Origin of the sequence: Streptomyces liangshanensis (assembly GCF_011694815.1) — a bacterium.
In the GTDB taxonomy this organism is placed as follows: Bacteria; Actinomycetota; Actinomycetes; order Streptomycetales; family Streptomycetaceae; genus Streptomyces; species Streptomyces liangshanensis.
Genome location: NZ_CP050177.1, coordinates 3,980,519 through 3,994,372, shown reverse-complemented (window position 1 = coordinate 3,994,372; position 13,854 = coordinate 3,980,519). Strand labels below are relative to the sequence as shown.

The following is a 13,854-nucleotide window of genomic DNA, read 5'->3' as shown; positions in this document are numbered from 1 at the left end:
TTTTGATCAAGAAGTGGGGTAACGAGCCGGGCCCTTAGAAGGGGGGCTCGTCCGAGTAGCCGCCGCCGGAGCTTCCGCCCCAGCTGCCTCCGCCGTTGCCCCCGCCGCCGCTGGGCGGCTGGCTGCCGCCCGCCGGTGCGCTGGTGGCCCACGGGTCGGCGTCGGGAGCCCCGCCACCGCCCTGGCTGCCGCCGCCGGAGCCGCCGCCCCAGCTGCCGCCGCCCTGCTGGCCGCCGCCGCCACCGCCGCCGTAGCCGCCCTGGCCCTGGCCCTGGCCGCCGCGACCGGTGGTCTTGGTGACCTTGGCCGTGGCGGTCTTGAGGCTGGGGCCGACTTCTTCGACGTCCAGTTCGTAGACCGTGCGCTTGACGCCCTGGTTGTCCTCGTAGGACCGCTGCTTCAGCCGGCCCTGCACGACGACGCGCATGCCGCGCTGGAGCGACTCCGCGACGTTCTCCGCCGCCTGACGCCAGACCGAGCAGGTGAGGAACAGGCCTTCGCCGTCCTTCCACTCGTTGGTCTGCCGGTCGAAGATGCGGGGTGTGGACGCGACACGGAACTTCGCGACCGCCGCACCGGACGGGGTGAAGCGCAGCTCGGGGTCGTCGACGAGATTGCCGACGACCGTGATGACGGTCTCGCCTGCCATGGGTGAACCTCTCGGCGGGGATTGCTTCTGGCTGCTTGCTGCTGCTACTCGAACCCGATGACGTGTGAGCTAGGTGCTCAGTGGGTCTCGGGGCGGAGGACCTTGGTCCGGAGGACCGACTCGTTCAGGTTCATCTGTCGGTCGAGCTCCTTGACGATCGCGGGCTCTGCCTGCAGATCGATGACCGAGTAGATGCCCTCGGGCTTCTTCTTGATCTCGTAAGAGAGACGACGACGGCCCCAGGTGTCGACCTTCTCGACCTTTCCGTTGCCCTCGCGGACGACGGAGAGGAAGTTCTCGATCAGCGGGGAGACAGCGCGCTCCTCGAGATCGGGGTCGAGGATGACCATCACTTCGTAGTGACGCATGTGGAACCCACCTCCTTTGGACTCAGCGGCCACGGTCGTTCCGTGGCAGGAGGGTCGTGATGCGTAGCAACGGTATCGGCCGCCACTGACAATCCGCCGCGGTGAGCGGGGGATCGTGTTCTGGCCTGGGCAGACACCGGTGCAGACCGTACAGACTACCCGTAGAGCGGCTTCCGGTTGAAATCCGGCCCCGGGCGGGGACAATCTGTACACATCGGGTGTGTGCGGCGCTAGGATGCGCCGCCTTCCGGCAACGCCAGGAGGTGCCTCATGGCACAGGCAATGCGACCGAACGCGGGCAGGTCCCTCTTCGCTTCGGACGGAAAGGTTCATCCGCTCCAGGACAGTCTGATCGCCTTGGCGTGGGTGCTGGGCGTGCTGGCCGTGACGACGGCGTTCTTCCACAACCTGCATCTGCTCACGTCGTGGGCGGGGCTGGTGGGGATCCTGGCGGGTGGTTACGCGCAGTTCATCTCGATCACGACACGTGAGCGGTTCCTGGCGGTCCTGGGTCTGGGGGCCTCGGGGGTCGGGTTCTTCATCGGCATGGCGCACGGCGGTCTGTTCGGCGGGGTGATCGGCTGACGGGTCGGTCGGGTCGGGTGATGGTGACGGGGGTCGACGGGTCGGGGTGACGAGGAGCCGAAGGGTCGGGGTGACGGGAGCCGGCGGGTCACTGCGCCGCACGGCCAGTCGGGGCGCTTCACGGGCGCAGTAGGCTTCGGCGCGAGAGCCGGAGCCCCTGTATCCATGGGGACACACCTGCCGAGGAGCGCCCCGCATGAGCCTGACCCTGAGGACCATCAGTCGTGAGCAGCATCTGGCGTACATCCAGAGTCTGCCCGCGGCGAGTCATTGCCAGGTCCCGGCTTGGGCCGACGTGAAGACGGAGTGGCGTTCGGAGAACCTGGGCTGGTTCGACAAGGACGGTCAACTCGTCGGTGTCGGGCTGGTGTTGTATCGGCAGCTGCCGAAGATCAAGAGGTATCTGGCGTACCTGCCGGAGGGTCCGGTGCTGAACTGGCACGCGCCGAACCTGGACGAGTGGATGCAGCCGATGCTGGCGCACCTCAAGCACCAGGGCGCGTTCTCGGTGAAGATGGGGCCGCCGGTGGTGATCCGCCGGTGGGACGCGGGTGCGATCAAGTCGGGGATCCAGGACCCGGATGTGAAGCGGCTGCGTGATGTCGAGGCGACGCACATCGAGCCGCGTGCGTTCGAAGTGTCGGACCGGTTGCGGAAGATGGGCTGGCAGCAGGCGGAGGACGGCGGCGCCGGTTTCGGTGACGTGCAGCCCCGTTACGTGTTCCAGGTGCCGCTGGCGAATCGTTCGCTGGACGATGTCCTCAAGGGCTTCAACCAGTTGTGGCGGCGGAACATCAAGAAGGCCGAGAAGGCCGGTGTCGATGTGGTCCAGGGCGGTTACGAGGACCTGGAGGAGTGGCAGCGGCTGTACGAGATCACCGCGGAGCGTGATCATTTCCGGCCGCGGCCGCTTTCGTACTTCCAGCGTATGTGGAGTGTCCTGAACACCGAGGACCCGAATCGTATGCGGTTGTATTTCGCGCGTCACGAGGGTGAGAACGTGGCGGCGGCGACGATGCTGATCGTCGGTGGCCATGTCTGGTACTCGTACGGGGCGTCGGCGAATCACAAGCGTGAGGTACGGCCGTCGAACGCGATGCAGTGGCGGATGTTGCGTGACGCGTACGCGATGGGTGCGACGGTCTACGACCTGCGGGGCATCTCGGATTCGCTGGACGAGACGGATCATCTCTTCGGTCTGATCCAGTTCAAGGTGGGTACCGGTGGCGAGGCCGTCGAGTACATCGGGGAGTGGGACTTCCCGCTGAACAAGTTGTTGCACAAGGCGCTCGACATGTACATGTCGCGGCGCTGACCGTACCGGCGGGCGGGCGGAGTTTCCGTGATGCCGCCGGGATTGCCAAGTTTGTTCCTATCCTTTCCCTCATCACATCCTTTCCTTCATCACACCGCTGCCACGAGAAAGGTTCCGGCCCGGCATGGCGCTCTCTCTCTACGTCGACACCGCGCGCTGGCGGGCGCATCAGAAGTCGGTCATCGATCAGTTCCCCGGGCTCGTCCCGGTGTGCAAGGGCAATGGCTACGGCTTCGGTCATGAACGTCTCGCGGACGAGACGACCCGCTTCGGTTCCGACATGCTCGCTGTCGGCACCATTTACGAGGCCGCCCGGATCAAGGACTGGTTCAGTGGCGACCTGCTCGTCCTGACGCCGTTCCGGCGGGGGGAGGAGCCGGTTCCGCTGCCGGACCGCGTGGTGCGGTCGGTCTCCTCCGTGGACGGCGTGTTCGCCCTGGTGGGCGCCCGTGTGGTCATCGAGTGCATGAGTTCGATGAAGCGGCACGGGGTGAAGGAGGAGGAGCTCGGCCAGTTGCACGCGGCCATCGAGGACGTACGGCTGGAGGGCTTCGCCCTGCACCTCCCGCTGGACCGTACGGACGGTTCCGACGCGGTCGAGGAGGTCATCGGCTGGATGGACCGGTTGCGTGCGGCGCGGTTGCCGTTGCACACGATGTTCGTGAGCCACCTGCGGGCGCAGGAGCTGACGCGCTTGCAGCAGCAGTTCCCGCAGACGCGTTTCCGGGCCCGCATCGGGACGCGGCTGTGGCTGGGTGATCACGAGGCCACGGAGTACCGGGGCGCGGTCCTGGACGTGACGCGTGTCTCGAAGGGTGACCGGTTCGGTTACCGGCAGCAGAAGGCGGCGTCGGACGGCTGGCTGGTCGTGGTGGCCGGCGGGACGTCGCACGGGGTGGGCCTGGAGGCCCCGAAGGCGTTGCACGGGGTGATGCCGCGGGCCAAGGGTGTGGCGCGGGCGGGTCTGGCGACGGTGAACCGGAACCTGTCGCCGTTCGTGTGGGACGGCAAGCAGCGGTGGTTCGCGGAGCCGCCGCACATGCAGGTGTCGATCCTGTTCGTGCCGTCGGACGCGCAGGAGCCGCAGGTGGGGGCGGAGCTGGTGGCGCATCTGCGCCACACGACGACGCAGTTCGACCGGATCGTCGACCGCTGATCCCGGCGGTTCTCGGCAGGCGCTGATCCGGCCTGTTCCCGGAGGGCGCCCAGGGGCTTTCACAGCCTCCGGGCGCCTTTTTGCCGTCCTGGGGGCGGGGGCCGTGGCCTCTCCGAGCCGTCAGACGGCTCGGAGAGCCGCTACGAGCGCTCGTACGGCCCAGAGGCGCTCGTACGACCCAGGGAGCGGTACGGGGCCTCCGTACCGCCTCAGACGGCCCCTGACGGCCGTCCCGCCGGCTCCGCGTCGGGCGGCGGAGCTCCCCAGTCGACCCGCGGGCCGTCCCCGGGCGGCTCGTCGCCGTACGGCGACCCCGCCGTGAGCCCGAGGGCGTGGACGTCCTCCGCCCCGTCCAGGACCCCGCCCGAGGGGTCGTCGGAGCCGTCGGCCCGTACGCCGTCCCGTTCGGGGAGCAGGATGTCGCGTACGACCATCGCGCACAGGTACAGGGTCCCGGCGATGTGCAGGGCGATGGCGAGCTGGTAGCCCTCGGTGGGGAGGCCTTTGTGGCTGTCGCCGCTCATCGTGTACGCGAGGTACATCCAGATGCCCAGGAAGTACATGACCTCGCAGGCCTGCCAGACGAGGAAGTCGCGCCAGCGGGGGCGGGCCAGCGCGGCGAGCGGGACGAGCCACAGGACGTACTGCGGTGAGTAGACCTTGTTGGTGAGGATGAAGACGGCGACGACGAGGAAGGCGAGCTGCGCGAAGCGCGGCCGCCGGGGCGCCATCATCGCCAGGGCCCCGATGCCGGCGCAGCCGAGGGCGACGAGGAGGGTCGCGGCGGTGTTGACGGTCTCGATGTTGATGGGGCGGCCGGTGCGCTGGGTGATGACGAGCCAGAAGGACCCGAAGTCGATGCCCCGTTCCTGGCTGAACGTGTAGAACTTCTCCCACCCCTGGGGGGCGAGGAGCATCACGGGGAGGTTCACCGCGAGCCACGCGCCGGCCGCGCCGAGGACGGCGATGGCGTACTCCCGGAACTTCCCGGCGCGCCAGCAGAGGAAGAGCAGGGGGCACAGGAGCAGGACGGGGTAGAGCTTCGCGGCGGTCGCGAGGCCGATGAGGATGCCGAAGGCCAGGGGCCTGGAGCGGGACCACATGAGCATCGCGGCGGCGGTGAGGGCGACGGCGAGCAGGTCCCAGTTGATGGTCGCGGTGAGCGCGAAGGCGGGCGCGAGGGCGACGAGCAGGGCGTCCCAGGGGCGGCGGCGGTGGACGCGCGCGGTGCAGACGGCGATGACGGCCGCGCAGATCATGAGCATGCCCGCGTTGACCATCCAGTACATCTGCTCGCGGTACTGCATGGAGCCGCCGGGGGTGAGCCAGGAGGCGACCTCCATGAAGAGGCCCGTCAGGACGGGGTACTCCAGGTACTGCATGTCGCCGTTGAGGCGGTCGAAGTACGGGACGAGGTTGTCGGCGAAGCCGCGTCCTACGTAGAGGTGCGGGATGTCCGAGTAGCAGGCGTGGGTGTACTGCGAGGTGGCGCCGCGGAACCACGCCCAGTCGTAGCAGGGCATCTTCTGGGCCATGCCGAGGGCGAACATGCCGATCGCGACGAGGGCGATGACGCGCACGGGGGTGAGGCGGCTGCTGCCGTGCCAGGCCCAGCGCCCGGCGGGGCCGCCGATCAGTTCGCTGCCGGCGGCGGCGATCTCGTCCTGCCGGGTGGGGGCGACGACCGGTCGGTCCTGGGGCACGGCTGTCTCTTCTGCGCTGGGCATGGCGCCCATCCTGCCGTACGGCCCTGTGACGCGGCGAGGGCCGCCGTACCCGCGCGTACCGGGTGGGTACGCGGGGTGCGGCGGCCCTCGTGGGCGCTGCGGGGGTCCGCGGTGAAGGGCGGGCCCTGTCGGCCGGGCGGTCAGCCTTGCTGGCCGCCGAAGATGCCTCCGTCGCCGGCGCCGCCACCGGGGTCACCGGGGGGTGAGGTGGTGGTGGAGGGGGTCCCGGTGTTGCCGCCGTTCTGCCCGCCGCCGTTCTGCCCGCCGTTGTTGTTGCCGCCGTTCTGCCCGCCGCCGTTCTGCCCGCCGTTGTTGTCACCGCATCCGAAGAGCCTGGTGCAGGTCTCGGACGGGGTGGGGTCCTCGGAGGGGGTCTCGCTGGGGGTCTCCGAGGGGGTTTCGCTGGGCGTCTCGGAGGGGGTCTCGCTCGGCGAGGGGGTCTTGCTCGGTGTGGGGCTGGGGCTGGCGCCGCCGCCGTACCAGGCCTCGCCGAAGGGCTCGGGCTTGGGGAAGGGCAGGGACTTCTTGCCCTTCATGGCTTCCATCATGTAGTCGCGCCAGATGGTGGACGGGAAGGACGCTCCGTGGATCTTCTTCTCCCCACCGGTGCCGAACATCTCCTCGAACTTGCGGTTCGTGTTCGTCGCGTCGTCGTCCAGCCGGTACATGTCGACCGCGGTGGAGATCTGCTTGGTGTAGCCGACGAACCAGGCGGACTTGTTGCCGTCGGTGGTGCCGGTCTTGCCGGCGACGTCGCGGCCCGGGAGCTGTGCGTTGGTTCCGGTGCCGTCCTCCACGACGGTCTTGAGGACGTCGGTGACGTTGTCCGCGACCACCTTGGAGAAGGGGGACTTGACGGTGGCCTCGTGGGTGTAGACGGCCCGGCCCTTCTGGACCACCTTCTGCACGGAGTACGGGTCCCGCTGCTTGCCGCTGGACGCGAAGGTCGAGTAGGCGCCCGCCATGCGGATCGCGCTCGGCGTGGAGATGCCGATGGAGAACGACGGGACGTCGTTGTGGTTCATGGACCCGTTGTTGAGCAGACCCGCGTCGACGGCGGCCTGCCGCACCTGCGGGATGCCGACGTCCATGCCCAGCTGGACGTAGGGGGAGTTGGCGGACTCCCGCATGGCCTCACGCAGGTCGATGGGGCCGAACGACTCGTCACCGTCGTTGGTCTGGCGCCACCCGTTGCCTTCTTTGTCGGTCCAGATGGAGCCGTCGAATCTCTTGATCTTGAGTTCGTTGTCGCCGTTGTAGATGGCCTTGTCCGGCGAGATGAGGATGCGGTCCCCGGTTCCCTTGGGATCCTGCACCCCGTCCCGCAGCGCGGCGGCCAGGACGAACGGCTTGAAGGTCGATCCGACCTGCGCGCCCGTCTCGTTGGCGTTGTTGGTGAAGTGCTTGGTGGCGTCCTGCCCGCCGTAGATGGCGAGGATCGCGCCCGTCGCGTTGTCGACGGAGGCGCCGCCGAACTGGACGTGTGTGTCGGTGTCCGGGCGCTTCTTGGGGTTGATCTTCGCGTCGTAGACCTTGCTGACGGCCTTCTCGAGGGCCAGGACCTTGTCCTTCTGGAAGGTCGTGTGGATCTCGTAGCCGCCCGCGGACAGCGTCTTCTCGTCGATGCCGAGGCCGGTGTTGTTGAGGACGTACGACTTGGCGAGGTCGACCAGGTATCCGGTCTGCCCGCCCAGCTTGTCGTTCTTCTTGGGCGCGTCCGGCATCGGGAACTTGGTGTACGTGGCGCGATCCGCCTTGCTGAGCTTGCCCTCGATCACCAGCTCGTCGAGGATGCCCGACCACCGCACGGTGGCGCGCCGGAGGTTGTCCTTGGCGGTGGCAGCGGGGTCGTACTCGGTGGCACCGGCCGGGTCGTAGTAAGTGGCGCCCTTGAGGAGCGTGGCGAGGACCGCGCACTGGCTGACGTTCAGCTTGTCCGCGTCCACTCCGTAGTACGTACGGGCGGCGGCCTGGATCCCGAAGGCGCCGCGTCCGTAGTAGGAGGAGTTCAGGTACCCCGCCATGATCTCGTGCTTGTCCCACGTGTTGCCCACCTTGATGGAGATGAACAACTCCTTGACCTTGCGGCCCAGGGTCTGGTTCTGGTCGTTGAGGACCGCGTTCTTGACGAACTGCTGGGTGATCGTGGAGCCACCCTGCGTCTCGCCGCCCTTGGCCATGTTCACGAAGGCGCGGGCGATGCCCCTGGGGTCGACGCCGGAGTCGGTCCAGAACGTCTTGTTCTCGGCGGCGACCACCGCGTTCTGCATCGACTTCGGGATCGCGGCGTACTCGAGGATCTGCCGGTTGACCTCACCACCGGTGGCCGCCATCTCCGTGCCGTCCGCCCAGTAGTACACGTTGTTCTGGGCGACCGCGGTGTCGACGACGCTCGGCGTCTCCACCATGGCGTACGCGATCGACGCGGCCCCCATGAGCGAGCCGCAGAAGGCCAGGAAGAGACCCGTGGTCAGCTTCCAGGAGGGGGTCCAGCGCCGCCAGCCGTACTTGTCGTGGCGCGGGTAGTCGATGATGCGCTTCTTGCGCGGCGGACCGCCGCGACCGGGTGGTCCCTCCGGATGTCCGGCACGCCGGCCGCCGCGCTGCGAGGCGCGTCTGGCCTCGGCGCGGCCGCCTGCGGGGCGCTCCTCCTCGTAGGAGTCGGAGGGCGCGGCCGGATCGGCCTCACGGGAATGATCCGCGCGACGGCCGGACGGCTGCTGGGCCGCACGCCTGGCCGCGGCACGTCCGCCACTCTGCGACTGTGGCGATTTGCGACGGTGCTCGCTCATCGAACGACTACTCCTCGGGCAGGCGCATACGCCTGGAAGCGGCAGTTGAGTTCCGGTACCCCCAACCTCAGTACGGACGGGCCCGGTGTCGGGCTCATCCGCCATGCATCCGGTGGGTTGAGCGGCTTGTCGTCCACTCGCGCCCCAGGGTCCCCGGTGGTCTGCATGCCGCACAGACTACGCACGGTCAAACCCCTCCGAGAGCTGAAGTTCATGCCAAACCAGGCAAGTTGCTTTATGAGAATTAAGGATGTGACGCCGTTCACCATGTCCCCTCTTGTCGCAGGAGCATCTCCCCTCTATCGTCGTGATGTATCGAGTCGATACATCAGTACGGCATAAGGGTCCTGAACGACGGAGGAGGCGAAGGGTGAGCAGACGCTCGGGCATCCTTGAGTTCGCCGTCCTCGGTCTCCTCCGCGAGTCCCCCATGCACGGCTATGAGCTGCGGAAACGGCTCAACACGTCGCTGGGGATCTTCCGGGCGTTCAGTTACGGGACGCTCTATCCGTGCCTCAAGACGCTGGTCGCGAGCGGCTGGTTGATCGAGGAACCGGGGAGCGCGCCGGAGGACGCTCTCGCCGCGTCCCTCGCGGGGCGCCGGGCGAAGATCGTCTACCGCCTCACGGCGGCCGGCAAGGAGCACTTCGAGGAGCTCCTGTCGCACACCGGTCCCGACGCGTGGGAGGACGAGCACTTCGCGGCTCGGTTCGCCTTCTTCGGTCAGACGGAGCGCGAGGTGCGGATGCGCGTGCTGGAAGGCCGCCGCAGCCGGCTGGAGGAGCGCCTGGAGAAGATGAGCGCCTCCCTGTCCCGTACGCGCGAGCGCCTCGACGACTACACGCTGGAGCTCCAGCGGCACGGCATGGAGTCCGTGGAGCGCGAGGTGCGCTGGCTGAACGAGCTCATCGAGAGCGAGCGGGCGGGGCGGGACCGGCGACGGTCCGGCCCCGGGGACCCCGCCGAGCAGGAAGAGACATCCGTGGAGGTGGACGGCCTGCCCCGGCACCGGGACGCCGCGTCTCCCGGGGGTACGCCCCCGGGTCGCGGCGGCCCGTCGCCGGATCCGTCCGCCGACACGGCCACGTGAGTGCCCGCATCTCGCGGGCCTCATCAGAACACTGAGATCACAGGGAGCAAGCGGAATGGGTTCGGTTCGCGTAGCCATCGTCGGCGTGGGCAACTGCGCCGCCTCGCTGGTGCAGGGCGTCGAGTTCTACAAGGATGCCGACCCGGCGGGCAAGGTCCCGGGTCTGATGCACGTCCAGTTCGGCGACTACCACGTGCGGGACGTCGAGTTCGTCGCCGCCTTCGATGTCGACGCGAAGAAGGTCGGCCTCGACCTCGCGGATGCCATCGGCGCCAGCGAGAACAACACCATCAAGATCTGTGACGTGCCCTCCAGCGGCATCACCGTGCAGCGTGGCCACACGCTGGACGGCCTGGGCAAGTACTACCGCGAGACGATCGAGGAGTCCGCCGAGGAGCCGGCCGACATCGTCCAGACCCTCAAGGACCGGCAGGTGGACGTTCTCGTCTGCTACCTGCCCGTCGGTTCCGAGGCCGCCGCGAAGTTCTACGCGCAGTGCGCCATCGACGCCAAGGTCGCCTTCGTCAACGCCCTCCCGGTCTTCATCGCCGGTACGAAGGAGTGGGCGGACAAGTTCACCGAGGCCGGGGTCCCGATCGTCGGCGACGACATCAAGTCCCAGGTCGGCGCGACCATCACACACCGCGTGATGGCGAAGCTCTTCGAGGACCGGGGCGTTGTCCTGGACCGCACGATGCAGCTGAACGTCGGCGGCAACATGGACTTCAAGAACATGCTCGAGCGTGAGCGCCTGGAGTCCAAGAAGATCTCCAAGACGCAGGCCGTCACCTCCCAGATCCGCGACCGCGACCTGGGCGCCGACAACGTGCACATCGGCCCGTCGGACTACGTGGCGTGGCTCGACGACCGCAAGTGGGCCTACGTCCGCCTCGAAGGCCGCGCCTTCGGTGACGTCCCGCTGAACCTGGAGTACAAGCTCGAGGTCTGGGACTCCCCGAACTCGGCGGGTGTCATCATCGACGCCGTGCGCGCCGCGAAGATCGCGAAGGACCGCGGGATCGGTGGCCCGATCCTCTCCGCGTCGTCGTACTTCATGAAGTCCCCGCCGGTGCAGTACTTCGACGACGAGGCCCGGGAGAACGTCGAGAAGTTCATCCGCGGCGAGGTCGACAACTAAAGCTCCGCTTGAGGAGCAACTAACGCTCCGCCCGAGGAGGGTCACCAGGCCGCCGGCCCGGTGACCCTCCTCTTCCGTGCCGCCTGTCCCTTCTGTGTCACCCGCGGGTGTGTGACGCTGGCTCCATGCCCGTCGTAGGTGATCTGCGCGTCCTGCTGCGCCTCGGTGATTTCCGCCGCCTGCTGACCGTCCGTCTGCTCTCCCAGGCGGCCGACGGTGTGTTCCAGGTCGCGCTCGCCACCTATGTGGTCTTCTCCCCCGAGAAACAGACCTCGCCGGCCGCGATCGCCTCGACGATGGCGGTGCTGCTGCTGCCGTACTCCCTGATCGGACCGTTCGCGGGCGTGCTCCTGGACCGCTGGCGGCGCCGGCAGGTCTTCCTGTACGGGAACCTGCTGCGGGCCGTCCTGTCCGGCTGTACGGCGCTGCTGATCCTGGCGCAGGTGCCCGACTGGCTGTTCTACGTCTCGGCGCTGTCGGTGACGGCGGTCAACCGGTTCGTCCTCGCGGGGCTGTCGGCCGCCCTGCCGCGGGTGGTGGACGCGGAGCGCCTGGTGGTCGCCAACTCCCTCTCCCCGACGGCCGGGACGCTCGCGGCGACCGCCGGGGGCGGGCTCGCCTTCCTCGTGCGGCTGACGGTCGCGGACTCCGCCGCCGCCGTGGTGCTGCTGGGCGCTGTCCTCTATCTCTGTGCCGCACTGGCCTCGCTCCTGATGGCGCGTGACCTGCTGGGCCCGGAGAGGGCGCCGGACCGGCCGCGGTTCGGTGCGGCGGTGGCGTCCACCGCGCGGGGGCTCGGGGACGGGCTGCGGCACCTGGGGCGGCGCCCGGCGGCGGCGCGTGCGCTGGTGGCGATGGCGGTGATGCGCTTCTGCTACGGGGCGCTGACGGTGATGCTGCTGATGCTCTGCCGGTACGCGTGGACGGACCGGGAGTCGGACGGGCTGGCGCTGCTCGGCCTTGCTCTCGGGGTGTCCGGGGCGGGGTTCTTCGCCGCCGCGGTGATCACCCCCTGGGCGGCCGGGCGGCTCGGCACGGCCGCCTGGACGGCGCTGTGCGCGGGTTCCGCGGCGGTGCTGCTGCCTCTGCTGGGGCTGCCCTTCGCGCCCGCACCGCTGCTGGTGGCCGCGTTTGTCCTGGGGCTGGTGACGCAGGGGGCGAAGATCGCGACGGACACGGTGGTGCAGACGGCGGTCGACGACGCGTTCCGGGGCCGGGTCTTCTCGCTGTACGACGTGCTGTTCAACGTCGCCTTCGTCGGGGCCGCCGCGGTGGCGGCGCTGGTGCTGCCGCAGGACGGCCGGTCGGCGCCGCTGGTGGTGGCGGTGGCGCTCCTCTACGCGGCTGTCGCGGTGGCGATGACGCGCAAGGGCGATGTTTCACGTGAAACATCGCCCTGGGAACGTCTCGACGGGGGTCATGTTTCACGTGAAACATGACCCCGGTGCCGTTACTCCTGGGTGGCCCACCACTCCTTGAGGGCGGTGATCGCCGCGTCGCGTTCCATCGGTCCGTTCTCCAGCCGCAGTTCCAGCAGGAACGTGTAGGCGGCGCCGATCACGGGGCCGGGGCCGACGCCGAGGATCTCCATGATCTGGTTACCGTCGAGGTCGGGCCGGATGGAGTCCAGCTCTTCCTGTTCCTGGAGCTGGGCGATGCGGTCCTCCAGGCCGTCGTAGGCCTGGGAGAGGGCGTTCGCCTTGCGCTTGTTCCGGGTGGTGCAGTCCGAGCGGGTCAGCTTGTGGAGCCGTCCGAGCAGGGGGCCTGCGTCGCGGACGTAGCGGCGGACCGCCGAGTCGGTCCACTCGCCGGTGCCGTACCCGTGGAACCGCAGGTGGAGTTCCACCAGCCGGGACACGTCGCGGATCAGGTCGTTGGAGTACTTGAGCGCGGTCATGCGCTTCTTGGTGAGCTTGGCGCCGACCACCTCGTGGTGGTGGAACGAGACCCGGCCGTCCTTCTCGAAGCGCCGCGTCCGGGGCTTGCCGATGTCGTGGAGCAGCGCGGCCAGCCGGAGGATGAGGTCGGGGCCGTCCTCCTCCAGGTCGATCGCCTGCTCCAGCACGGTGAGTGAGTGCTCGTACACATCCTTGTGCCGGTGGTGCTCGTCGCTCTCCAGGCGCAGGGCCGGCAGCTCGGGCAGGATCCGCTCGGCGAGCCCGGTGTCCACGAGCAGGGCGAGGCCCTTGCGGGGGTATGTGGAGAGGAGCAGCTTGTTGAGTTCGTCGCGGATCCGCTCGGCGGAGACGATCTCGATCCGGTCCGCCATCGCCGTCATGGCGGCGATCACGTCGGGGGCGACCTCGAAGTCGAGCTGGGCGGCGAAGCGCGCGGCCCGGAGCATGCGCAGCGGGTCGTCGGAGAACGAGTCCTCGGGGGTGCCGGGGGTGCGCAGCACGCGGGCGGCGAGGTCGTCCCGGCCGCCGTGCGGGTCGATGAAGTCGTTCTGCGGCAGGGCGACGGCCATCGCGTTGACCGTGAAGTCGCGGCGCACGAGGTCTTCCTCGATGGTCCGCCCGTAGGACACCTCGGGTTTGCGTGAGGTCCGGTCGTAGGCCTCGGAGCGGTACGTGGTGATCTCGATCTGGTAGCCGTCCTTCTGGCTGCCGACCGTGCCGAAGGCGATACCGACCTCCCAGACCGAGTCCGCCCAGGGCCTGACGATTCTCAGGACGTCCTCGGGGCGGGCGTCGGTGGTGAAGTCCAGGTCGTTGCCGAGCCGGCCGAGCAGCGCGTCCCTGACGGAACCGCCGACCAGGGCGAGCGTGAATCCGGCATCCTGGAATCGGCGTGCGAGGTCGTCCGCGACGGGGGACACCCGGAGCAGTTCGCTGACCGCACGGCGCTGCACCTGGTTCAGTGCGCTGGGATTGTCTTCATTGGCGTTCGGCACAACAGAAAAGATTACGTGTCCTGGCCGGTGCGGGCTCCCCCGTTTCCGGCGGCCCGGCCTCCGATGCACGGGTTTCGGGCGGGGCATGAGATTCTTCCGATCATGTGGGGCAGTGCCCAGCACTTCGCCACAGCGCACATC

The 13,854-nt window shown here is 68.6% G+C and carries 11 protein-coding genes; 6 read left to right on the top strand and 5 right to left on the bottom strand.

The genetic code is table 11. The features are described from left to right. Positions 1-34 precede the first annotated feature (34 nt). Together HA039_RS17200 and rpsF are read right to left on the bottom strand one after the other, a co-directional pair. Positions 35-649, bottom strand: a complete 615-nt coding sequence (locus HA039_RS17200; RefSeq protein ID WP_167030449.1) for a single-stranded DNA-binding protein — start codon at positions 647-649, stop codon at positions 35-37. Positions 650-726: 77 nt separating this feature from the next. Beyond that, the gene (rpsF, locus tag HA039_RS17195; RefSeq protein ID WP_073787253.1) at positions 727-1,017 is read right to left on the bottom strand and encodes a 30S ribosomal protein S6; all 291 of its coding nucleotides are present in this window, start codon (positions 1,015-1,017) and stop codon (positions 727-729) included. 270 nt (positions 1,018-1,287) lie between these two features. On the opposite strand from rpsF, the gene HA039_RS17190 reads away from it, so the two are divergent. The 3 genes from HA039_RS17190 to HA039_RS17180 all read left to right on the top strand — a co-directional run bounded on the left by HA039_RS17190 (position 1,288) and on the right by HA039_RS17180 (position 4,073). Then, positions 1,288-1,602: a hypothetical protein gene (locus HA039_RS17190; protein ID WP_167030446.1), complete on the top strand. Its 315-nt coding sequence runs from the start codon at positions 1,288-1,290 to the stop codon at positions 1,600-1,602. A gap of 196 nt (positions 1,603-1,798) precedes the next feature. Beyond that, the gene (locus HA039_RS17185; RefSeq protein WP_167030443.1) at positions 1,799-2,917 is read left to right on the top strand and encodes a lipid II:glycine glycyltransferase FemX; all 1,119 of its coding nucleotides are present in this window, start codon (positions 1,799-1,801) and stop codon (positions 2,915-2,917) included. A gap of 124 nt (positions 2,918-3,041) precedes the next feature. After that, positions 3,042-4,073: an alanine racemase gene (locus HA039_RS17180; protein WP_167030441.1), complete on the top strand. Its 1,032-nt coding sequence runs from the start codon at positions 3,042-3,044 to the stop codon at positions 4,071-4,073. Between the two features lie 209 nt (positions 4,074-4,282). Here HA039_RS17180 and HA039_RS17175 read toward each other — a convergent pair whose 3' ends face one another. Both HA039_RS17175 and HA039_RS17170 read right to left on the bottom strand, forming a co-directional pair. Beyond that, a complete protein-coding gene (locus HA039_RS17175) occupies positions 4,283-5,800 on the bottom strand; it encodes a glycosyltransferase family 87 protein (protein WP_167030438.1) in 1,518 nt (505 codons plus the stop codon). 140 nt (positions 5,801-5,940) lie between these two features. Then, positions 5,941-8,592, bottom strand: a complete 2,652-nt coding sequence (locus tag HA039_RS17170; RefSeq protein ID WP_167030435.1) for a transglycosylase domain-containing protein — start codon at positions 8,590-8,592, stop codon at positions 5,941-5,943. A gap of 370 nt (positions 8,593-8,962) precedes the next feature. Here HA039_RS17170 and HA039_RS17165 point away from each other — a divergent pair, with 370 nt between their 5' ends. The 3 genes from HA039_RS17165 to HA039_RS17155 all read left to right on the top strand — a co-directional run bounded on the left by HA039_RS17165 (position 8,963) and on the right by HA039_RS17155 (position 12,259). Then, complete coding sequence (locus HA039_RS17165) at positions 8,963-9,682, top strand: PadR family transcriptional regulator (protein WP_167030432.1); 720 nt, start codon at positions 8,963-8,965, stop codon at positions 9,680-9,682. Between the two features lie 55 nt (positions 9,683-9,737). After that, positions 9,738-10,820, top strand: coding sequence for an inositol-3-phosphate synthase (locus HA039_RS17160; protein WP_167030429.1), 1,083 nt, complete (start codon positions 9,738-9,740; stop codon positions 10,818-10,820). A 125-nt stretch (positions 10,821-10,945) separates the two neighbouring features. After that, positions 10,946-12,259, top strand: coding sequence for an MFS transporter (locus HA039_RS17155; protein WP_167030426.1), 1,314 nt, complete (start codon positions 10,946-10,948; stop codon positions 12,257-12,259). A gap of 11 nt (positions 12,260-12,270) precedes the next feature. On the opposite strand, the gene HA039_RS17150 is transcribed toward HA039_RS17155, so the two are convergent. After that, on the bottom strand, positions 12,271-13,713 hold the full coding sequence (locus HA039_RS17150) for a CCA tRNA nucleotidyltransferase (protein WP_167030423.1): 1,443 nt from the start codon (positions 13,711-13,713) through the stop codon (positions 12,271-12,273). Positions 13,714-13,854: the final 141 nt, after the last annotated feature.